The organism is Pseudomonas sp. RC10-4-2, from assembly GCF_050433085.1.
In the GTDB taxonomy this organism is placed as follows: Bacteria; Pseudomonadota; Gammaproteobacteria; order Pseudomonadales; family Pseudomonadaceae; genus Pseudomonas; species Pseudomonas aeruginosa.
In genome coordinates, this window is record NZ_JBNPXX010000002.1 from 1,169,152 (window position 1) to 1,190,602 (window position 21,451).

Genomic DNA, 21,451 nt, shown 5'->3' on the forward strand with positions numbered 1-21,451 from the left:
CATGAGCATCGGTCGTCCTACTAAGTACAAGCCCGAGTACGTCAAGACAGCTCGGGCATTGGCAAAGCTGGGCGCGACTAATGCCGAGATGGCTGAAGCGTTCGGGGTCTCCCTCTCTACGTTCAATCTGTGGAAGGTGCAGCACGAAGCCTTTTCGGATGCCATAAAAATTGGCAAGGACGTTGCTGACGCTCGAGTGGTTGATGCGTTGTACCACCGAGCAATGGGATTCAGCCATGTCGACACGGATATCCGCGTTGTAGATGGCGCAATCGTTGAGACGCCCATCGTCAAGCACTATGCCCCCGACACTACCGCTGCAATCTTCTGGCTGAAGAACCGGCGCCCTGATGAGTGGCGCGACAAGCATGACCTTGAGCATTCTGGCCAGATCAAGATGGCGGAAATGAGTGATGAAGAGATCCAGCGGAGAATCGAAGCTCTCAGCCGAGAGGATTCGTAAGCTAGAGCTTCTGTCGCTACTTGAGGAAAGAGCCAGGCGAGAGGCGCAGCGACAATTCAAACTCCAGTTCGAGACTCTCTACGACTGGCAGCGTAAGTTCAACAAGGCTACCGCTGATAACACATCGTGCATGTTGATGGCGGCGAACCGGGTAGGCAAGACTCGGACGGGGCTTACCATTGATGCAGCGCATTTGCTGGGCGACTATCCCAGTGACTGGGAGGGGCACAAGTTCAACCACGCTCCATTGTGCTGGTTGCTTGGCTACTCAATGGAGAAGACTAGGGATCTGTTGCAAGGTCCGTTGTTCGGTCGGTTCCAGGGTGGTACATGGACCGGGGGGTTAATCCCCGCTGATAGAATCGTTGACTGGCGCTCTGCAACTGGAACCAGTGGCGCGATGCGTGAGGTGCGTGTCAGGCATGCGACTGGAGGCATTTCTACGGTCCAGTTCTGGTCATATAGCCAAGGCCAGCACGCGATCATGGGCGATAGCGTCGACTGGTATCACATCGACGAAGAGCCAGAAGACAAAGAGATTTACCCGCAGGTCATAACCCGCACTGCTACCGGTGATGGAGGTCGTGGTGGACGAGGAATACTGACGTTCACCCCCGAGAACGGGCGAACTGAACTTGTCGTGAAGTTCATGGACGACCCAGGCGAAGGCCAGTACATCCAGCGCGCAACGTGGGATGACGCTCCTCACCTCTCCGAGAAGATCAAGCGCGAACTGTTGGCAGCTTACCCGGCTTGGCAGAGAGATATGCGCACACGAGGCGAACCATTGCTCGGCACTGGCCTGATATTCGATTTCGGCGATGACGAGATCAAGTGCGCACCATTCCCATGCCCAGATCACTTCTGGGTGATCAATGGCATGGACTTCGGCTGGGATCACCCGCAGGCGCATGTGCAACTGTGGATCGATCTCGAAGCTGACATTGTGTATGTCGCGCAAGCCTGGAAGAAATCCAAGGTCACGCCTAGCACTGCATGGGGTTCTGTGAAGCATTGGGCCCAGCACGTGCCAACAGCATGGCCGAGCGACGGTTTGCAGTCTGAGAAGTCGTCTGGGGTGCAGCAACGCGCCGCGTATCTAGACGCAGGCTGGCAGATGCTTCCTGAGCATGCGACCTGGCCGGGTGGCGGTGTTGGCGTTGAGGCTGGTCTCGTCGAGATGTACGAGCGTATGACTACCGGTCGCTGGAAAGTGTTCAGTCACTTGAGCGACTTCTTCGACGAGAAGATGAGCTATCACCGCGACGAACTGGGAAGGATCGTTAAGTTGAACGATGACATCCTCTCGGCGTCTCGCTACGCCTACATGATGCGGCGCTATGCACGTCAGCGTTTCCAGTGCAAGCCATCTCAAGGCGGCTCGCACCAATCCACGTACGACCCATTTAGCTGAGGACACACGCCATGGGCGGAGTAGTCAAGAAGGTGGCCAGCGTTGCAACGCTTGGCTTGAGTGATGCTGTGCTTGGCGCCACTGAAGCGCCGAAGACTCAGACCACTGAGATGAAGGACATCGAGAGCAACGACGCTCAGAACGTTGACAGCTTCAACGAGGACCGCCGCCGCCGTGCGCGGATGGCTGGTATCTCGAGCACGATTCTGGGTGGCGCGCTGGGCACTCCTGCGACCACTGCAACCAAAACCCTGCTTGGGGGCTGACATGTCTGAAGCTCTGCGCCGAAACGCGGAAAAGCGCCTGGCGATGCTCAAGAACGAGCGGACGTCATGGGAGCAGAACTGGCGCGAGCTTTCTGACTTCATCCAGCCCATGCGGTCCCGCCTGCTGTGCGATCAGCAGGTAAACAAGGGCGACAGGCGCAATAACAAGATCATCAACAACGAGGCCACCGAGGATGCCGGCGCGCTTGCTGCGGGCATGATGAGCGGTCTTACTTCGCGGTCCAGGCCGTGGTTCAACCTTGTCGTCCAGTCAAAGGAGGCAATGGAGTTCGGCCCGGTCAAGTCGTGGCTCTTTGAGGCGACCGAGCGGGTTCGTGATGTGCTGTTGCGCTCGAACTTCTACAACTGCCAACACGTGTCCTACCTGGAGATGGGCGTGTTCGGCATTGGCGCGATCTGGATCGACGAAGACCCGAAGAACGGCATTCGTTGCGAGGTGTTCACCGCTGGTGAGTACTACGTGGCCAACGGCGCAGACGGTAGGTGCAACGCGTTCTATCGCGAGTTCAAGCTAACCGCGGCGCAGATGGCCGAGCGGTTCGGCAAAGAGAACCTCAGCCCCCAGGCGCAGAACGCGCTCAAAGAGGCGCGCCAAGATCAGTGGTTCGACTGCGTGCAGATGGTTGAGCCAAATGCCGACTATCTGCCAGGCGCAAAGGTAAGCCGTCTTCTGCCGTATGTCTCGCTGGTGTGGGAGAAGAGCGCCACGCCTGACAAGGTTCTCGAGCATCGCGGCTTCCACGAATTCCCGGTAGCCGTAGTGCGCTGGGACACTCTGCCGGGCGACTGCTATGGCACTGGCCCGGGCCGTCGCTGCCTGGGCGATATCAAGGCACTCCAGCTCTATGAGCGCAGTTCTGCACGGATGGCCGAAACCGGCTCCAATCCTGCCGTCCAAGCGCCGATGTCGCTGCAAGGCAAACCGAGTTCAACCAACCCGGGGAGCATCACATACGTCGACCAGGTTGGCGCGCAGAACTCGATCATGCCGATCTACGAGCCCAGCCCCCAGTGGCTCGCGGTGATCGAAGGCAAGATTGCTCGTCACGAGGCTCGTATCCGTCGCTCGTTCTACACCGATCTGTTCCTGATGATCAGTGAGATGGACGACGTGCGCACGGCTACTGAGATCAACGCACGCCGCGAAGAGAAGATGGCGATGCTCGGACCTGTTGTTGAGCGTGTCGACTATGAAGGCCTTGACCCGATCATCGAGCGCGTGTTCGGCATCATGCTGCGCCAGTCCATGCCGATTTGGGCGGGCATCATCGATGGCGAACCATTACTTCCTGAGCCGCCGGAAGAGTTGGGCCAGAACGTGGTCGAGGCCGACTACATCTCTATCCTGGCACAGGCTCAGAAGGCCGGCGCGGTCAATGGCCTGGAGCGTATCGCTGCCACCATCGGCAATCTGTCCGGCGCGTTCCCCGAAGTGCGCGACAAGTTCGATGCGGACCAGTGGGTCGACGAGTACGCAGAAGCGGCTGGTGTTGTTCCGACTGTCATCCGCGGCGACGAAGAGGTTGCCGCAATCCGCGAACAGCGCGCCCGTCAGCAGCAGGCGGCAGAAGCACAGCAGGCGCTCGCAAGCGGCATCGAAGGCGCCAAGCTTCTATCCGAAACCCAGGTCACGCCAGACAACGCGTTAGGCCAGCTACTCGGAGCATAAATGTTCGAAGACGACGAGATCACGCAGCAGCGTGAGGAAGCCTCGCGCCTGAGGCAAAGGCAGCGTGCAGACGACGTGAAGTCTCAGATGGCGACCTTAAGCGGTCGCCGTTTTGTTTGGGATCTTCTGGGCTACACGCGGTACGAAGGCCGCTCAACCCTCTTCGATACCCACGGCGGACGGCAGAGCTATCTGCTCGGCGCCTATGAGGTAGGCCGAAAACTTTCCGAAGAAATCCGAACCCTCTGTCCTGAGCAGTACCTGCTCATGGTCAGGGAGAACAGCAAACAACCCGACGAGGTTACCCAATGACCGAAGCAGTCGATACCGCCACCACTACCGTAAGCGGGACCGAGAGTGCGACGTCAGAGGCCCAGGCTAGCCAGCAACAAGCTGTCGAGCAGGGCCAACAGCAGCAAGCCCAAGCGCAACAGCAGGAACAGAAGCCAGCAGTACCCGACGCGTACAAGTTCGAGTCCCTCCCGGAGGGCTACGACTTCAGCGCCGAGGCCCAGGCCGAATGGTCCGGCGTGTTCAAGGAACTGGGTCTGACCCAGGAACAGGCCAGCAAGCTGGTCGAGATGGACGCCAAGCGGCAGGCATCGGGTGCTCAGGCATCTGAGCAGGCCGCAATCGAGTACCGCAACCAGCAGGTCTCCAAGTGGGAGTCCGAACTGAAGCAAGACGCGGCATTCGGAGGTGCCAATTTCGAGGCCAACGTTGGCATCGCACAGAAAGCCCTGGCCGATTACGGCACCCCTGAGCTTACCGCGATGCTGAAGGAGTCCGGGCTGGGATCTCACCCGGAAGTCGTCCGCTTCTTCCACCGAGTCGGCCAGCAATTGGCCGAGGGCAAGTTGCATCGCACCACCACCGAAGTCCCAACCGAACGCTCGCTTGCCGAGCGGATGTATCCCAACTATCCCGCTTAAGGAGTCCCCATCATGGCGACTATTGGCAATACCGTCCCGACGCTGCTTGACGTAGCAAAACGACTGAACCCGGATGGCGGCGGCATCATGCCGATTGCTGAGCTGCTGTCCCAAGAAAACGAGATGCTGCTGGACATGCCCTGGTACGAGGGCAACCTGCCCACCGGCTCGCGCATCACCACCCGCACCGGCCTGCCGGATGTGATCTACCGCAAGCTGAACAGCGGTGTTCCGCCGAGCAAATCGACCACCGCGCAAGTGGATGAGGCATGCGGCATCCTCGAAGCTCGCGGCCAGGTTGACGTGGACCTGGCGATGCTGAATGGCAATACCGCAGGTTTCCGCCTGTCTGAGTCGCGCGCATTCATGGAGGCAATGAACCAGGCCATGCAGCGTGGCGTGATGTACGGCAACACCGACGTCACCCCCGAGTCGTTCACTGGTATCGCGCCGCGCTTCAACACCGTCAGCACCGCAACTGCCGCAACCGCTGCAAACGTCATCGACGCCGGCGGCACCGGCTCTACCAACACCTCGATCTGGCTGATTGGCTGGGGCGAGAACACCGTCCACGGCATCTATCCGAAGGGTTCGCAAGCCGGCCTGGTCCACAAGGATCTTGGTGAAGGCGACGCTTTCGATGCCAGCGGTAACCGCTTCCGCGCCCTGATGGACCAATACCAGTGGAAGGCCGGTATTGCGGTCAAGGATTGGCGTTACATCGTTCGCATCGCGAACATCGATGTCACCACCCTGACCAAGAACGCCGCCTCCGGCGCTGACATCATCGACCTGATGACCCAGGCACTGGAACTCATCCAAGGGCTGACCGGCGTTACTCCTGTGTTCTACGTGTCCCGGCGCATCCGTTCCTTCCTGCGTCGCCAGACCGTCAACAAGGTTGCTGCAAGCACCCTGACCTACGAGAACGTGGCCGGCAAGCCTGCGCTCATGTTCGGCGAAGTCCCGGTTCGCCGCGTCGACGCCATCCTCAACACCGAAGCCCGCGTGGTTTAAGGAGACGATCATGTACGTCGATAAGCAAGCCGAATTCTCGGACAGCCAGGCGGTAACGGCTACCGCCATCTCCACCAACGTCTACGACCTGTACCCGCGTGGTAATGCGGTCAACACCAACGTCACTCGCGACATCGGTGTGGGCGAGGACGTCTACCTGGTCGTCCAGTGCGACACCACTGCAACCGCAGCCGGCGCCGCAACTGTGACTGTCAGCCTGGAATCGTCCTCGACCGCAGACCTGGCAACCACTCCGACCGTGCACTTCGTATCGGCAACCCTGGCTCTTGCCAACCTTGTTGGGGGCACCACTCTGCTCGCAATCAAGCTGCCGGCTGGCCAGTACAACCGGTACGTTGGTGTGCGCTACACCGTCGCAACCGGCCCTCTGACTGCCGGTGCGTTCTCTGCGTTCCTGGCCAAAGACATCCAGGCGTTCCGCGCCTACGTCAAAGGCTACAACTTCTGAGGACTGACTGATGGCTAAGAAAGAAGAAGCCAAGAGCGGTACCGCTAAGTGGTGTGAAGTGCTCGAGGTGAGCTACATCGCTGATCGCATCTGCCAGCCCGGTGAAAAGGTTCTTTATGACCCGGGCGAGGATGGCGTAATCGGGCCGAATCTTCGAGAGATCAAAGAAGACGAAGCCAAGTAACACCTTAGGGCCCTTCGGGGCCCTTTTCTATTTCCGAGGGACGCCATGAGTTCGATAGTAGACATCGCCAACATGGCGCTTTCGCACATCGGTAACAGCGAGCGTATCAACGCTCTGGATGAGGCGAGTGCGCAGGCCGAGCAATGCAGCCTGTTCTTCGAGCCTTGCGTTGATGAGGTGTTGCGTGCCATTCCCTGGGGTTTCGCGACGGCGTTCGTTGATCTGGCGGAAGTGGCAATCAACCCTGACCCGGAGTATCCCTACTGCTATGCGATGCCTGTCGACTGCTTGTTGGCTCGCCGCATCGTCAATTCGGTATGGCCTGTTGGCTACTACCCGTTCCCCTGCGACTACCAGTTGCCTCAGATCCCGCCGATTCAGTTCCGCGTGATCAATGGATCTAGCGGTAGGCTGATCTCGACAACTGTCTCCCCCGCGAAGCTTGAGTACACCACCAAGCTCTCTACGCCTGAAATCTTCGATCCGATCTTCGTGTCTGCTCTGTCTTGGAAGCTGGCGGCAAAGATCGCACCTGCGCTCAGTCGTGACGCGAACATCGCGCAGACCTGCGAGCAGCAATATCAGTACGAAATCCGAAATGCTGGGGCGGCCAGCTTCAACGAAGCTCAGCGTGGCCCGCAGCTTGAATCTTCCTTCATCTCGGTGCGCTCATGACCCTGCTCGTTCAGCCGTCTTTCAGCGCGGGCGAGATGGCGCCTGCAACCTATGGCCGTGTTGACCTGGCGCGCTACTACACCGGTCTGCGCACCTGTCGAAATTTCCAGGTTCTTCCCGAGGGGGGAGTCCAGAACCGGTCTGGTACGAAGTTCATCGCCGAGGTAAAGGCCAGCGCGAACTTCACTCGGCTGATCCCCTTCCAGTACTCGACCGAGCAGACCTATATCCTGGAATTCGGCAACCTGTATATCCGCTTCGTGAGCAATGGCGGACAGGTTGTCAGTGGTTCGGTCCCGTATGAAATCGCAAGCCCGTACACGACTGCCGATCTGCGCGATCTGAAGTTCACTCAGTCTGCCGACGTCTTGACCATCGTTCACCCGAACTATGCCCCCCGTGAACTAAAGCGTCTTGCGCCGACCAACTGGACTCTGACAACTATCGCGTTCCAGCCTGGCATAGCTGCGCCAACTGGTCTTTCTGGCTCTCCGCGGACTGGTGGTTCTGGAGACACAACGAACTATAGGTATCGGGTTACGGCAGTCAGTTCGAAGGACACCGGTTCTATCGAGTCCTGGGCGAGCAATACCGTTACTGTGGCCAGCTTTGACGATAAGCCTGGTGCCACCCTGTCCTGGACAGCCGTAGCAGGTGCTGACCACTACAACGTCTACAAGGACAAGTCCTCTGGCGTTTTCGGCTACATCGGGCAGTCTGACACCACGTCGTTCAGCGACATCAACATCGCTCCTGACAACGACAAGACTGTGCCGATTGGATACAACCCGTTCGCTGGTGGCAACAACCCATCGGTCGTAGGCTACTTCCAGCAGCGGCTAGTCTTCGCTGCCAGCAAGGACCAGCCTCAAACCATCTGGATGAGCAGGGTTGGGGACTTCCACAACTTCGGCTATTCAGATCCATACAAGGACGATGATGGCATCGAGTTCACGATTGCCAGTCGTGAGGTAAACCAGATTCGTCACCTCGTATCGCTGCGTGATCTTCTGGTGCTGACCTCTGGCGCAGAGTGGTCGGTTAGTTCCTCGAAAGAAACCGGTATCACCCCTGAGTCGATCTCTGTCAGCGCGCAAAGCTACTTTGGGTCTAGTGGCGTGATTCCAGCCGTTTACGCCAATACTGCGCTGTACATCCAGGCCAGGGGCGGCAAGCTGTCGACGCTCGCCTATAACGATATTGATGCCGGCTTCAGGCCTAGCGACGTGAGCGTTCTTTCGTCGCACCTACTGCGCGGGTACACCATCGAGGACCAAGCATTCACGCTGACGCCCAATGGCGTTCTGTGGATGGTCCGTAACGATGGTGTGTTGCTCGGATTCACGTTCATGCCGGAGCAGCAGGTTTTCGCCTGGCATCGTCACGACACCGATGGCGAGGTCGAATCCGTAGCGACTGTTCCAGAGGGCGACGAAGATATCCTCTACATGATCGTCAAGCGCACGATCAACGGGTCTACCAAGCGTTACATCGAGCGCATGCAGTCACGCCAGTTGAACAAGTTCGAAAGCGGCGATTACGTCTATGACCGCTCGTTCTTCGTCGACTGCGGCCTGACCTACGACGGGCGCGGAACCATGAGCGCTACGTTAACTGGCGGGACTGACTGGAAATACCCGAACCCTCTGACTCTTGAGGCGCTGTCGGCGCCGTTCAACCCCGGGCATGTCGGGCGCTATCTGATTCTTTATGGCGGTGGAGACGAGGACAATATCGGCGATGTGCTGACCGTCAAGATTCTCTCCTATGACTCCCCTGGCGTCGTTTCCGTGGAACCTCAGACTATCGTCCCTGAGTCATTGCGCGGGATATCGGCAACGCGCTGGGGCTTCGCCGCAACCACCATCAGTGGGCTTGGCCATCTTGAGGGCAAGACGGTTTCGATTCTCGCAGACGGAAACGTCGCGCCTCAGGCGGTTGTCTCTGGGGGTTCAATCACGCTGGATGGTCCTTCACTTGTTGTGCATGTCGGCCTCCCGATCACTGCGGAGATAGAGACGCTAGATATCACCATGCAGAACCAGCAGGCGTTTCTCGGCAACAAGAAGCGCATCAACCAGCTTGTCGTGCTGCTCGAGCAAAGTCGCGGCTTTTGGGCAGGCGCTCGGAGTGATCGTTTGAGGGCTGCATCCGGCTGGGAATACAAGCAGCGTGCGACAGAGAACTACGGCGAGCCTATCGAACTGAAGACAGGCAAGGCGGAGATCAGTATCAGCACAGACTGGACGGACGATGGCCGCATCTTCATCCGCCAAAGCGACCCGCTGCCCATTACGATCTTGGGAGTTCTTCCGAATGTCCAGGCCGGGGGCTGAGCTTAGGGCTGTCGACGAGCAGATTATTGCTCACGTTGTTGCCAATGTCCGCGAGGCGGATCGACTTGAATTCGAGGCTATTCGTGGCGCCGATGTAGAGCAGGAATTGCGCTACGCCCTGGAACAGAGCGAAGAGGCATTTGTTCTGGTTAGCCGCGGAGAACCTGTCGTGATCTTCGGATGCATTCGGTACGACGACCGAATAGGCGTCCCTTGGATGATCAGCACGCATGCCGTTACCAGGCATCGCGCAGCTTTCCTCCAGGAGTGCAGAGATCAGATTGAGCGTATGCGTAAACGCTACGCGGCACTCATCAACTACACCGACGCACGATATGAGCAGGCCCTGCGCTGGATGCAGTGGCTGGGCTTCGACATGCTTGATGCCGTTGAGTACGGCGTAAACGGTGAACTTTTCCACCCATTCACTATGCGAGGCGAACTATGGGCGCAGCATTAGCGGCAGGCGCTGCCGGAGCTGGCGGGCTGCTGAATGCCTATTCGCAGATTCAGCAGGGCAAGGATGCCGTACGCACCGCGAACCGACAGCAGGCCTATCTAAATCGCCAGGCACGTCAGGTGCTGGACCAGGGCGAATTCGAAGACGCTCAGTTGTACGAACAGGGGCGGCAAATCGTGGGCGCCCAACGAGCCGGATTCGCGGCTAACGGCGTAGACGTAAACAGCGGAAGCGCGTCCCGTGTCCAAGAGTCGACGATGAACCAGGTCGCCATGGATGCGGAGCAGGTCAGGCGTAACGCATTCAACCAAGCGTTTGGCATAGTCACGCAGGGTAACGAAGGAGTCCGTCAGGCACGCGCCGACTATCGCACTCGTCGCCTGAATGCCTTCAGTTCTCTTCTCACTGGCGGCTCGCAAGCCTACGGCAACTACAAGGCGCTTTCCTGATGGCAGCACAGATCCCGCAATATCGACGCAGGGTAGGTCCTGACGTACCGCAGGCGCCTCGCGCGCTTGGCCAGAGCGTTGATGCATCAGGCCTCGCCCAAGGAATCAACTCTGCGGTAAACGCCTTTGTCCAGGTCCAGCGGCAGGAGATTGAGGACGCGAACCGTACCGCTGTTCTTGAGGCTGACAATGGGCTGGGCGCGTGGGAAAACGACACGCTCTTTAACCCGGAGTCCGGTGCCTTCACAAAGAAAGGACGAGGCGCTCTGAACATCACGCAGTCGACTCTCGAGTCGTTCGACAAGCAGCGTGAACAGATCTCCGCAAACCTCGCCAACGAGAGCCAGCGTGAGATGTTCAATCAGGCGGCATTGCGTCGCCGTGAAGGACTTCAGGCCAAGCTCGGGCAGTACGAGTTCCGCGAGCAACAGGTCTACAAGGATGAGGTCGATAAGTCTTCCATCCAATTGGCGATGGACACTGCTGCGCTGAACTACAACGATCCGCAGTCTATCGAGCAAAACCGCGCCAAGATGGATGCTGTGATCCAGATGCGTGGCGCCCGCATGGGCTGGTCGCCTGAAGAGATGGAGAACCAGCGGCGCCAGGCTAACAGTTCGCTGTCGCAGGCTGTCATCCAGCGCATGCTGATCGACTCGCCGCAGAAGGCTCGAGCCTACTACGACCAGTTCAAGACTGGCATGTCTGCTGAGGACCAGATCCGTGCCAGCAATGGCATTGACCAAGCGTTTCGTCGGCAGGAGGCGGAGGCGCGTCAACGGATGGTTGAGCAGCGTCAGCTTCAGGCAATTGCCAGGTCTGAACTCAGTAGCCGTGTACAGGATGCCCAGGCCGCATACCTACAAGGCTTTGACTATGCCGATCCTCCATCTCTGGCAGATTTCAAGAATGCCTATGGTGATCGCGCGCAGGAGCAGTGGGACTCGTTCCGCAAGGTGCAGGAAGTCGCCCCGGCTATTCGGGAGTTTGCTACTGCTGATCCCGCTGAGAGGGCTAAAATACTTGCTAAGTTTAATCCAGTTTCCGGCGGTGGATCTCCCTTCTATGGGCGACAATCGAAAGGTATGTTAGAACTCGGAAACATTGACTTAAACAGCAGGCCCATAGTCAAGAACAAGGATGGGTCAATAAGTACAGTTCGATCTATTTCTGCGAATTTCGATGGTCAGGAAGTTCTTATTCCTACCGTAAGTGATGATGGCAGAATCATGTCAGACCAGGAGGCTATAGATACATACCTAAAGACTGGACGAAACCTGGGCAAATTTGACAACCCAGAGGACGCGAATGCATACGCTCAGAGCTTGCATGAAGACCAAGCTAGACAATATGCGGACGGTATTCCTACTGCTGGTAGAGGATTCCGCGAGGATAACCAGCTCTACCAGCGCCTTTTGACTGTAGGCACTGCTCTGATGAAGAAACAGCAGCAGGACCCTGCCGCCTACGTGGCTCAGTACAGTCCTGCTGTGCGCCAGGCCCTGGTCAACGCCCAGGAGCAAAACACGCCGGAGGCCTACGAGGCCTACGCGAACGCCGCGATTGCTGAGCAGCAACGCCTGGGCGTCCAGAACATCAAGATTCTCCCTGATGCTCTGGCAAACCAGTTCGCTGCGGACTTCAACAGTCGTGTCGCATCAGGGCAGGGCGATACCGCTGCTCAACTTATCGAGCAGTACCAGGCGCAATGGGGCAAGAACTTCGGGTCTGTGATCCGCCAGCTTGGCTCGAAGCTGCCTGCTGAAGCCCAGGTTATCGCAACCGGTCTGCCGAAGGATGTGGCCGAGCGCATGGCAAGCGTTGCTCCGCTGAAGGAAGGCGACCTTAAAAAGGCCATGGAAGACGGGCAGTTGAAGGAGATCCAGCAGGCTGTGCAATCGGAGATGTCCGATTTCGCCGCAACCCTTATGGGACAGTCTGGAGGCCTCAACACCTTTAACACCATGTACCAGGCCGCGGTTAAGACTGCATCAGCATACGTTCTGCAAGGCGAGAAACCTGCCAAGGCGGCACAGCGCGTTGTCGCTGGGATGGCTGGTGACAAGTATGACCTGTTCGGCACCTACCGAGTGCCTAAGGATCTGGACACCAGCGCGGTGAGCCGTGGTGCCGATGTGGCTCTGGAGAACCTGAAGCCTGATGATCTCATGCCGCTTCCTGGCATCCCAGGCGTTGAAGAGTCCGAGAACATCCGGCAACTGCACTCGGCGGTTATCGACAACGGCCAGTGGGTTACGAACGGTGACGAGACAGGTCTGAGCCTCACGCTCAACGGCTACCGAGTCCTTGGTAAGGATGGCAAGCCGATCACCCGGACCTGGAGCGAACTGCAAGAGCAAGGCACCAAGGCCCCCGCCCAATATCGCGTTGCACCTCTTGGAATCGTTCCATGACGATCTACACACAGGATGCTCCTGCGCTTGACCGGCGCACGCTGCTAGACATTCCGGCAGATACTGGTGATGTGTTTGGGGCTGCGTTTGAATCCGCATTCTCGACCAACCCCTCATCCTCCATCATCCGTATGGAGGAGTTGAGGCAGGCAGAGGAGGGCCGAGGGTTCACTAACGACAGTGACTCAATCGTAGTTCAGCCTCGCCTGGAACCTGACACCCCCCTCCTAAGCGCTGAGGATGCAAGAGCCCGCGTTGCCGAGTCTGGTCTGGATATCAAGGTTCCCGATCAAGGGATCAGGCAAGGGGCGCTCGACATTCTGATTGAAAGGCACCGTGCCCAGGCGGCACGCCAGCAGATCATGGCTCGCGCAGGCTCCGGGACTATGCCGGCACAGATCGCCGCATCGCTGGGCGCCTCTCTGCTGGACCCGCTGAACATCGCCTCGGCATTCGTGCCTGTGGTTGGTGAAGCACGCTATGCCAACCTACTGGCTAGGGCAGCTTCTCCGCTCGGTCGGGCCGGCGTTCGGGCTGGCGTAGGTGCATTGGAGGGTGCAGTCGGCGCGGCAATCATTGAGCCTTTACCTCTGCTTGCGGCGGCTCAGGATCAAACGGACTATGGGCTTTCTGACTCACTAGCCAACATCGCGCTTGGTGGGCTGCTTGGCGGCGGCTTGCATACCGTGGGAGGCGCCATATCTGACGCGCTGAAGCGTCGCGTAGTTGGTGAACTAGACGCACAGCCATCTGTAGCCGCTGCCATCCGTCCCGAGCCTACGACGCGTCGCCAGGTCGACTATGGGCGCCTCTTTGATGACGACCCGGATGTTGCGCTTAGGCAGTCCCTTGCGCGCGGCCTTGAGGCCGATCAGGCAAACCTTTACCAGGCAGCACGCAGCCAGGCCATCGAAGAGATTCGGCCATCCCTTGTGTCCGAGCGGGTGGGCAACGTTGCAGACCTTCGGGCGGAGTTGACCCGCCTTGAAGCCAGAGCGCAGGCACTTCCCGACACATTCAAGACTAGGGCGAAGGAATTCCAGGGACCGAGGGTAAGCCGCAAGCAGGCGGAACGTATGGCGCGAGACGCCATCGCAACCGAGAGCGAACAGATATCGGTTCGACGTGAGCAGATCAATGCAGAGATAGAGCGCAACCGTTCTGGCGAGATGGCGCGTCAGGATATTGCGGCGCTCAGTCGTGGCGAAGTGCCGGAACGCCTTTCGGGTCGTGTAGAAGCACGGGCTGCGCAGATCATGGAAGGTTACCGCCAGAGGCCGCTTGGGGCAGCGGTAAAAACTGCCCGTCAGGTTGCTGAGGAGTCCGACTGGACTATTCGCGATGCCGCGTTGCGGACTGCGGTTAGCCAGGCAATGACTGGCCGCGACATTGCCGTAGCTGATTTGTTTGACTTGCAGAATCCTGCCAAAGCAGCGCAGGCGATGGACAACCTACGCCGCCCGCAAGAGCGCAGGGTTGATCCTGAAGGCGCTGCCGAAAGCCGTCGTATCGATGAGATGAAGTCGACAGATGATCTTGAGGATGCTCGCCAAGCCTTGGCAGATGACGAGGCACTGTCCCGCGAGATCCTTGATCAGTTGCCAGAGGATCAGCGGGCCATGGTAGAGGCGATGGGGAGAGAAGAATTCGCCCTGGCTGATGCCGAGGCCGCGAAGGCTGAGAAATATTCCAAGGCCTATCGGGCTGCTGCACTTTGTGAGATTGGGAGAGGTTGATGGCGACTACGCTACCGGCAGGAATCAGTCCTTGCGCTGATGCAGTAAGAGCAGCCGCGGGGGATATGGAGGCGACGGAGATTCAAGAGATCTTCCAGTTGCTGCGTGGACGCACCCAGGAGATTCTCGCGAGGGAAGGGGCATATAGTACCGAGCAGGCGGCAATGCGAGCAGCCGATGAACTAGCTCGCCAGGCTGAGCATGCTGCCATCATCGAACGTCGTAACGCGCTGCTGAATGTGCGCGCTCGAGCGCAGCTAGTCAGCTTTGTGCGCAACACCTTTGCCGATCGTCCCGACCTTGGCGTTGAGTCTTTCTTGGTGGGGACAAACGTTGCACGAAAGGGGGCTCGCCTCTCTGTTGCGGCAGAACAGAAGGCGCTCGGCGATGCATACATTGGCGGGATGCTGAATGACCTGGAGCGAGGCGATTTGGTTGGCGTCCTTGCTCGGGGGGACTCCGACCAAGACATCGCTGACGCTTTGTGGCGCATTGGCAACGATCAGGATGTGTCTGACCTGAATCCTCAGGTTGTCGAAATCGCACAGATCATCCAGCGATACCAAGAAGCGGCCCGTCTCGATGCCAACCGTGCCGGTGCCAGTATTGGACGTATCCCCGGCTACATCGCCCGGCAGAGCCATGATAGCGAGAAGATCGGCGCAGCCGGCTTCGATCAATGGCTTTCCGATATTCTCCCGCGGCTGGATCCTCACACCTTCGACGGAGTGTCGGATGTGAATGGGTACATGCGCGGGATTTACGATGGTCTCGTGTCTGGCGACCATCTGCGCGCTCAAGGCGATGCTCGGCCGAATGGATTCCGCGGCCCAGCAAACCTTGCGCGCAAGATGAGCCAGGAGCGCGTTCTGCACTTCCGCGATGGTATCGGCTGGCACGAATACAACCGGCTCTATGGGACCGGCAACCTGCGCGAGGCGGTATTGCGCGGCCTTGACCTGTCAGGCCAGAACACGGCCCTTATGCGCCGGCTTGGCACAAATCCGGAAGCCAACCTAAACATGGCCCTGGATGCGATCAAGGAAGACGTGCGCAGTGGCGGTGATCCACAGGCCCTGGCGAATTTCAACACGGCTCGCGAAGGGATGATCCGCAATCGATTCCGCGAGGTGAGTGGGCAGACTCGAATCCCTGGTAACGCTGCTGCTGCGCGTATCGCTGCAAACGTACGTGCCTGGCAGTCGATCTCCAAGCTCGGTGGCGCCCTGCTTTCATCGTTCACCGACCTTCCGGTCGCAGCAAGCGAGATGAAGTACCAGGGCCGATCGTTCCTGGGCAGTCTTTCGGAGATGGCAACCGGTCTGCTGAAGGGGCGCGGTAGTCGTGAGCAACGGGAAATCCTCTCAAGCTTCGGCGTCTACGCGGACTCCATGCGCGGCGAGATCATGCGCCGGTTCTCCGCTGACGACTCAATGGGTGGGCGCATGTCCCGAGGCATGAGCCACTTCTTCCGGCTAAACGGCCTGTCGTGGTGGACGGATGCGAACAAGGCCAGTGCTGGACTGATGATGTCTCACAACCTGGCGCAAAGTCGCCGCCAAGCCTGGGGATCGCTGAACCCTGATCTTCGGCGCGCACTGAGCCTGTACGACCTTGATGCCGGTAAGTGGGATTTGCTCCGCGAGATGGACACTCGAATGGCTGACGGTCGTGACTACATGACCCCCGATGGTGTTGCGGATATCACTGACGAACGCATTGCGCAGTATCTCGGAGATCAAGATCGTCCCGTATCGCCTGGGGCTATCCGTGAGACACGGCAGGATCTAGAGCGAAGCCTGCGCGCATACATCAATGATCGAGTGACCTATGCCGTGCTCGAGCCAGATGCGCGTACTCGCTCGATCATGAACCAAGGTACTCAACCAGGTACCGTTCCAGGTGATCTCCTGCGGTTCGTCACTCAGTTCAAGAGTTTCCCTGCCGCGTACATGCAAAAGACCTTGGGTCGTGAACTGTACGGCCGTGGCTATACGCCTGCTGGGCTGGGTGAGAATTTCCGTGGTGGACGAGACCTGATCAGGGCTCTGCGCAATGGCAATGGTGAACGTCTGGCACTTGCGCAATTGGTGCTCTGGACGACCGCATTCGGCTATCTGTCCATGGCCTCCAAGGATGTTGCGAAAGGTCGTGAGCCTAGAAATCCTGATGACTACAAGACCTGGGTTGCCGCTATGGCCCAAGGGGGAGGGCTAGGGATCTTCGGTGACTACTTGTTTGGCGAGGCTAACCGCTTCGGAAACTCTGCCTTGGAAAGCGCAGCCGGGCCAACGCTTAGCACTACTGCTGATCTGATGAACCTGTGGGCCAGAGCGAAAGAAGGAGAGGACACCGCCGCATCTCTTCTCCGTATCGCCCAGAACAACACTCCTTTCCTGAACCTGTTCTACAGCCGTATTGTTCTAGACCATCTGCTGTTCTACTCAATCCAGGAGGCCCTCAACCCCGGGTCGTTGCGTAGGACAGAGCAGCGCATCCAGAAAGAAAACGACCAGCAATTCCTGATTCGACCATCCCAAAGCTACATCGATACAGCCGGCGCCATACTAAACTAATTACTACCAATACACCCCCCAGAGAACCCCGCCTAGTGCGGGGTTTTCGCATTTCTGGAGCATAGAAAATTGACCGTCTCTACTACCGATAGTGTTATCGAGTACGAAGGCAACGGGGTTACTACGGCTTTCCCTGTTCCGTTCAAGTTTCCATCTAATGACGATCTAGTCGTCACCAGGGTTTACAACGACGTTTCTACGGTCCTTGTCCTTGGTACCGACTATTCAGTGGTTGGTGCGGGCGCATCAGCAGGCGGTGCAGTAATTACATCTGTTGCTCCATCTGTTGGCTCGAAGCTCAGTATTGAGCGACAGCTTGAACCTGTGCAGGAAACTGACCTTAGGAACCAAGGTAGATATTTCGCAGAGACACATGAGAACGTCTTTGACTACCTGACCATGCTGATTCAGCAGTCGTTCTCTTGGATTTCTAGAGCCTTAAGGCGTCCGATTGGAAAGGAATATTTTGACGCAGAAAACCGAAGGATTGCTAACGTAGAAAGCCCTTCGGAAAACAACGATGCAGCAAACAAACTATGGACAGAGCAATACGTCGCTTCCGTTATTAACACGGGTACAGGCCCTGTAAACTTGGCGTCCAATGTTCTATATACTGATCCGGCAGGAACTCTTAAAACAGTTCAGGATATGTCCGGATCATCTGGCGCCGGAATGATGGGTTACGATCCGTCAGTTAGCTATTTCAATGGCACTGTAGGGTCTGAACTTAAGTCCCTAAAGTCTCTCAAGGTTGTTGTTGTCACGGATTACGGCGCCACTGGCAACGGAACGACTGATGACACGGCAGCGATTCAGGCTGCCATTGCAGCAGCAGGGCCGTATTCAGATGTTGTATTCCCGTCTGGAACCTACCTGATCACCTCTACGCTCACCTCCCTGACTGGACAGCGCTGGCTTGGCAGGGGTGGTCAACGAGGGACTACCCTCAAGAAGGGCGCCAACATCGACATGGTGGTAGTAGGTACGCTTTCCACCATTCTTGATATCAACCTGGAAGGCGTTGGTGCTACCTATACAGGTAAGGGGTTCCGTATCGTCTCTGGATTTAGCCAAACGATCACCCGGTGTCGTGCGGTAAACATGGGTGGTGAGCCTCTTTACTTCGACAGTAACGCGGGCGGAGGGGCTAACGTAACAGTATTCGAAGGGTACCCTGTCGACACGGATGCTTATGCTGGCTGCGCCATAGCAGGAGATACTGCTCCTCATCCTCGATTTTTCCGCGGTATGTGGCTCAGTGGTGCGAATTTTGCGCTTGGGCCAGGGGCTGGTAACGGCGGCTCGATGAGCGAGTTCTATATTCGTGACTTGAGATATGATGCCACCTCCACACTCTTCCATATTTCTAATGGTCGCTGCGCGACTCTTGGAGCTACGACGACCCTTAAGGGCTTTGACCACTCAATTGATGGAGTTGCCTTCGCAGGTCCTGTTGCGCTGGATTCCGCCCAGGGCATCAACATCGGTCCTTCGTGTTCTGTCCCGACGTTTACGGAAAACCCTTCAAACTGCCAATACAACTCTGTGTATGTCCAGCGCAGGACGTATACCCCCACATGGACGCAGACATCTGCCACACCATCTGTAGGAAACGGAACGCTTACCGGGAACTACATCCGGCACGGATACCAATGCATGGTTGAGATCGAACTTATCGCTGGATCTACTACGACTTTCGGAGATGGAACGACAGCTTATAGGTTCTCACTCCCCTTCCCTGGGCACCTGTCTTTCAACCAGCGCGGCTTCCCTGTTCGTATCTTCGATACGAGCGCGGGGACTGATTTCACTGGGTGGGCATCCATTGGTGCGGGTCAGGACTACATTACTATCTCCGTGGGAGCGCAGCAGGTCCGCGCCACGTCGCCCATGACGTGGGCGAACGGCGACACCTTACAGTGTTCGTTCTCCTATATGACACGCTAGCGCCGTTGTGCCATGATCGCCGGTCCTCACGGCGGCGATCATGGAGAACTCGCGGTGTCATCAATGAAATACATTCCAGGGGTTGACGGATTACGTTCGATTGCTGTAATGAGCGTCCTCCTGTTCCACGCAGGGTTTAGCTCTCTAGCCGGCGGATTCGTTGGCGTTGATGTCTTCTTTGTGATCAGCGGGTTCTTGATCACTCAGTTGATTTACAAGGAGATATCGACCACTGGAGCCTTTGACTACCACAGGTTCTATTCGAGGCGCGTGAGACGCCTTTTCCCTGCTTTATTCGTAACAGTTTTAGTTAGCTTTATTTGTGCCAACCTTTTTTTCAGTCCAGAGCATTTAAGTAGATTTTCCGGAGAGGTTATTTACTCTCTATTCTCGTTGTCTAATTTTTACTTTTGGAGTGAGAGCGGTTATTTTAACACCGCGTCTGATTTCAAGCCTCTTCTGCATACATGGTCTCTATCTGTAGAGGAGCAGTTTTATATATTCTGGCCAATCCTTGTCGTTTTCTTTGGAAAGAAATTTGGTTCCAAGGGAGTGGTTTCGTTCCTCTTGATTTCCGGTATTGCTAGCCTTCTAGGAAACGTTTCCTTTATTGATGGCTCTAGCGTCCTTGTTTCATGGGCTGGAAAGGTTGTATCTGGGTGGTTCTCTGATGGCGCATCGACAATATTTTATCTAACGCCATTTCGCGTTTTCGAGTTTTGTCTGGGTGCTATCATTGTATTTATTCCAAAAGTTAACTCTTCTTCTGTTCATAACTTTCTGTTCGCATCAGGCGTTGCGCTGATTGGATATTCTGTTTTTGAGTTCAATGCGCTAACTCCATTCCCAACATATAACGCCTTGATTCCATGCGCTGGGTCTGCTCTTGTAATATATTCTTCCGGTTCTTATTTTTCTAGGTTGACAATATCTACGGCGCCATTTGTGTTCCTCGGGAGGATTAGTTATTCAATATATCTGGTCCATTGGCCGATTATTGTATTCTATAAGTACTATTACTCAGGAGATGTATCACTATCTGCTAAGGTGGCGATTGTCCTTTTGTCTATTGCGCTCGGATATCTCCTGTTCAGGTTCGTTGAAACTCCATTTCGCAGCCAGAGTGGCAAGACTATATCTAGTAACGGTTTCAATTTGTCCTGCTTGATGCTTTCTTGTCTTCTTGTGGTTCCATCTGCAACCGCATGGGGGAATTCAGGCTGGACGTGGCGAGTATCCGAACCGCCAAAAGGGATTGCTGCTCAACTGGCTGATTCTAAGAAATTCCACATAGACCAGTATGGAGGAAACGGATATCAGGAGAGGGGATGGATTAGCGGGGGAGGTATTGCGGATGTGGTTGTCATCGGTGATAGCCATGCACGACAGTATGCTTATGGGCTGGACCGAGTTATTGGCAAGCCAGAAAAACTTAATATTTACCTTAGCTCTGTTAGCTGCATTCTGCTTCCCGGTATGACTAGGTTGACGCCCGGAACCGATTGGGATTCTCTTTGCTCGTCTGCACTTAATGAGGCGCTTGCAGTTCTCGATAAAAACCCGAAGGCAGTTCTCGTGATAGCACAGCTATGGGTTGACCAGCTAACGATAGCTGCGACAAACCCCGGTCGCGTACCTGTTCCAGATAGTAAAGGTTCTGGTGGATACAGCCTGCTTATCGAGAAGATACGTGAACTCAAGAGCCGGATCGGATCGCGAAAAATGATCGTGATCGGAAATGTGCCTGGTGCTGGCTCTCCGGATATTGCCGGGTGCTACAACCGACCGAGCTTTGCGAGAGGCTACTGTCTTTCGAAAATTGGCATTCCCTATTCGGATGTTAGGTCTGTAGCGATTAACAAGGCTCTTGCCGACGTCTCAAAAATACCTGGCGTGCTCTTCATAAATCCGCATGATGTTTTCTGTCATGATGGCTTCTGCAAATCTATTGCGCACGATTCGATCTTGTACAGCGACAGTAATCATCTTTCAAAGGCTGGATCTGAGTTCATGATCTCGCATGAGAGAGATGAAATACTGAGGGTCATGAGAGGTGGGGGAAATCTGGGGGAATGAATCCCCCAAACGACCATTCATGGGAATGAAGCGTAATGCGTGGATGGTGCGTGGGCCCTGGGATCTGTAGATAGAGGCCTAGCAAGGCTGTGGCTGAAAACGGATTCGAAATCCGTTGAGTCAGCAATGGCTCCTAGGGTTCAAATCCCTATCTCTCCGCCATTACATATGAGCAAAGCCCCTGGAATGCCTGGCGTTCCAGGGGCTTTGTCTTTTCTGGCGAGCGTTCGGGCGTCCCCTCTGCGGGGCGGGCGAGAAAGCCGTGCCATGGTTTCGGGTATTGGCCAGGTCGTGCAGTTCTCCTAGGAATGCTGCGGGCCCTTCCTTCGTTCTGTCCTTCCTTCTCC

General features: G+C 56.7%; 18 protein-coding genes. 17 read left to right on the plus strand and 1 reads right to left on the minus strand.

Going from position 1 to position 21,451, the window contains the following annotated elements:
• Position 1: 1 nt before the first annotated feature.
• The 11 genes from FHW81_RS13520 to FHW81_RS13570 are packed head-to-tail and all read left to right on the plus strand — an operon-like array spanning position 2 to position 9,446.
• Positions 2–463: a hypothetical protein gene (locus FHW81_RS13520; protein ID WP_023102321.1), complete on the plus strand. Its 462-nt coding sequence runs from the start codon at positions 2–4 to the stop codon at positions 461–463.
• On the plus strand, positions 414–1,877 hold the full coding sequence (locus FHW81_RS13525; protein ID WP_429479040.1) for a terminase large subunit domain-containing protein: 1,464 nt from the start codon (positions 414–416) through the stop codon (positions 1,875–1,877). Before FHW81_RS13520 ends, FHW81_RS13525 begins: the two co-directional genes overlap by 50 nt.
• A gap of 11 nt (positions 1,878–1,888) precedes the next feature.
• On the plus strand, positions 1,889–2,143 hold the full coding sequence (locus FHW81_RS13530; protein WP_429479042.1) for a hypothetical protein: 255 nt from the start codon (positions 1,889–1,891) through the stop codon (positions 2,141–2,143).
• 1 nt (position 2,144) lies between these two features.
• Positions 2,145–3,833: a portal protein gene (locus tag FHW81_RS13535; RefSeq protein WP_429479044.1), complete on the plus strand. Its 1,689-nt coding sequence runs from the start codon at positions 2,145–2,147 to the stop codon at positions 3,831–3,833.
• Positions 3,834–4,145 (plus strand): hypothetical protein, encoded by a 312-nt coding sequence (locus FHW81_RS13540; protein WP_096306294.1) that lies wholly within the window; start codon positions 3,834–3,836, stop codon positions 4,143–4,145. It begins immediately after the preceding gene.
• Complete coding sequence (locus FHW81_RS13545) at positions 4,142–4,765, plus strand: hypothetical protein (RefSeq protein WP_023465467.1); 624 nt, start codon at positions 4,142–4,144, stop codon at positions 4,763–4,765. Before FHW81_RS13540 ends, FHW81_RS13545 begins: the two co-directional genes overlap by 4 nt.
• Before the next feature lie 12 nt (positions 4,766–4,777).
• The gene (locus FHW81_RS13550; RefSeq protein WP_023093563.1) at positions 4,778–5,782 is read left to right on the plus strand and encodes a major capsid protein; all 1,005 of its coding nucleotides are present in this window, start codon (positions 4,778–4,780) and stop codon (positions 5,780–5,782) included.
• A 10-nt stretch (positions 5,783–5,792) separates the two neighbouring features.
• Complete coding sequence (locus FHW81_RS13555) at positions 5,793–6,251, plus strand: Bbp16 family capsid cement protein (protein WP_033991529.1); 459 nt, start codon at positions 5,793–5,795, stop codon at positions 6,249–6,251.
• A 10-nt stretch (positions 6,252–6,261) separates the two neighbouring features.
• Positions 6,262–6,435 (plus strand): hypothetical protein, encoded by a 174-nt coding sequence (locus FHW81_RS13560; protein ID WP_017001679.1) that lies wholly within the window; start codon positions 6,262–6,264, stop codon positions 6,433–6,435.
• Between the two features lie 45 nt (positions 6,436–6,480).
• On the plus strand, positions 6,481–7,110 hold the full coding sequence (locus FHW81_RS13565; protein WP_429479048.1) for a hypothetical protein: 630 nt from the start codon (positions 6,481–6,483) through the stop codon (positions 7,108–7,110).
• Positions 7,107–9,446 carry a hypothetical protein gene (locus FHW81_RS13570; protein WP_429479050.1) on the plus strand — a complete coding sequence of 780 codons (2,340 nt, stop codon included), beginning with the start codon at positions 7,107–7,109 and terminating at the stop codon, positions 9,444–9,446. Before FHW81_RS13565 ends, FHW81_RS13570 begins: the two co-directional genes overlap by 4 nt.
• Here FHW81_RS13570 and FHW81_RS13575 read toward each other — a convergent pair.
• Complete coding sequence (locus FHW81_RS13575) at positions 9,403–9,867, minus strand: hypothetical protein (protein ID WP_429479052.1); 465 nt, start codon at positions 9,865–9,867, stop codon at positions 9,403–9,405. The genes FHW81_RS13570 and FHW81_RS13575 overlap by 44 nt on opposite strands.
• A gap of 23 nt (positions 9,868–9,890) precedes the next feature.
• Between FHW81_RS13575 and FHW81_RS13580 the strand changes: the two genes are divergently transcribed.
• The 6 genes from FHW81_RS13580 to FHW81_RS13605 all read left to right on the plus strand — a co-directional run bounded on the left by FHW81_RS13580 (position 9,891) and on the right by FHW81_RS13605 (position 21,104).
• Positions 9,891–10,355, plus strand: coding sequence for a virion core protein, T7 gp14 family (locus tag FHW81_RS13580; RefSeq protein WP_023085186.1), 465 nt, complete (start codon positions 9,891–9,893; stop codon positions 10,353–10,355).
• Positions 10,355–12,769 carry a hypothetical protein gene (locus FHW81_RS13585; protein WP_429479054.1) on the plus strand — a complete coding sequence of 805 codons (2,415 nt, stop codon included), beginning with the start codon at positions 10,355–10,357 and terminating at the stop codon, positions 12,767–12,769. Before FHW81_RS13580 ends, FHW81_RS13585 begins: the two co-directional genes overlap by 1 nt.
• Positions 12,766–14,505 (plus strand): hypothetical protein, encoded by a 1,740-nt coding sequence (locus FHW81_RS13590; RefSeq protein WP_429479056.1) that lies wholly within the window; start codon positions 12,766–12,768, stop codon positions 14,503–14,505. Before FHW81_RS13585 ends, FHW81_RS13590 begins: the two co-directional genes overlap by 4 nt.
• Positions 14,505–17,081, plus strand: coding sequence for a hypothetical protein (locus FHW81_RS13595; protein WP_429479058.1), 2,577 nt, complete (start codon positions 14,505–14,507; stop codon positions 17,079–17,081). Before FHW81_RS13590 ends, FHW81_RS13595 begins: the two co-directional genes overlap by 1 nt.
• Before the next feature lie 69 nt (positions 17,082–17,150).
• Positions 17,151–19,028: a glycosyl hydrolase family 28-related protein gene (locus FHW81_RS13600; protein WP_429479060.1), complete on the plus strand. Its 1,878-nt coding sequence runs from the start codon at positions 17,151–17,153 to the stop codon at positions 19,026–19,028.
• A 63-nt stretch (positions 19,029–19,091) separates the two neighbouring features.
• Positions 19,092–21,104: an acyltransferase family protein gene (locus tag FHW81_RS13605; RefSeq protein ID WP_429479062.1), complete on the plus strand. Its 2,013-nt coding sequence runs from the start codon at positions 19,092–19,094 to the stop codon at positions 21,102–21,104.
• Positions 21,105–21,451: the final 347 nt, after the last annotated feature.

Bases quoted from the DNA above. Each gene is read 5' to 3' on its own strand.
- FHW81_RS13560 (WP_017001679.1), top strand. From the start codon at position 6,262: ATGGCTAAGAAAGAAGAAGCCAAGAGCGGTACCGCTAAGTGGTGTGAA.
- FHW81_RS13530 (WP_429479042.1), top strand. From the start codon at position 1,889: ATGGGCGGAGTAGTCAAGAAGGTGGCCAGCGTTGCAACGCTTGGCTTG.
- FHW81_RS13585 (WP_429479054.1), top strand. From the start codon at position 10,355: ATGGCAGCACAGATCCCGCAATATCGACGCAGGGTAGGTCCTGACGTA.
- FHW81_RS13550 (WP_023093563.1), top strand. From the start codon at position 4,778: ATGGCGACTATTGGCAATACCGTCCCGACGCTGCTTGACGTAGCAAAA.
- FHW81_RS13605 (WP_429479062.1), top strand. From the start codon at position 19,092: ATGAAATACATTCCAGGGGTTGACGGATTACGTTCGATTGCTGTAATG.
- FHW81_RS13525 (WP_429479040.1), top strand. From the start codon at position 414: ATGAAGAGATCCAGCGGAGAATCGAAGCTCTCAGCCGAGAGGATTCGT.
- FHW81_RS13595 (WP_429479058.1), top strand. From the start codon at position 14,505: ATGGCGACTACGCTACCGGCAGGAATCAGTCCTTGCGCTGATGCAGTA.
- FHW81_RS13580 (WP_023085186.1), top strand. From the start codon at position 9,891: ATGGGCGCAGCATTAGCGGCAGGCGCTGCCGGAGCTGGCGGGCTGCTG.
- FHW81_RS13555 (WP_033991529.1), top strand. From the start codon at position 5,793: ATGTACGTCGATAAGCAAGCCGAATTCTCGGACAGCCAGGCGGTAACG.
- FHW81_RS13535 (WP_429479044.1), top strand. From the start codon at position 2,145: ATGTCTGAAGCTCTGCGCCGAAACGCGGAAAAGCGCCTGGCGATGCTC.
- FHW81_RS13520 (WP_023102321.1), top strand. From the start codon at position 2: ATGAGCATCGGTCGTCCTACTAAGTACAAGCCCGAGTACGTCAAGACA.
- FHW81_RS13590 (WP_429479056.1), top strand. From the start codon at position 12,766: ATGACGATCTACACACAGGATGCTCCTGCGCTTGACCGGCGCACGCTG.
- FHW81_RS13570 (WP_429479050.1), top strand. From the start codon at position 7,107: ATGACCCTGCTCGTTCAGCCGTCTTTCAGCGCGGGCGAGATGGCGCCT.
- FHW81_RS13545 (WP_023465467.1), top strand. From the start codon at position 4,142: ATGACCGAAGCAGTCGATACCGCCACCACTACCGTAAGCGGGACCGAG.
- FHW81_RS13565 (WP_429479048.1), top strand. From the start codon at position 6,481: ATGAGTTCGATAGTAGACATCGCCAACATGGCGCTTTCGCACATCGGT.
- FHW81_RS13540 (WP_096306294.1), top strand. From the start codon at position 3,834: ATGTTCGAAGACGACGAGATCACGCAGCAGCGTGAGGAAGCCTCGCGC.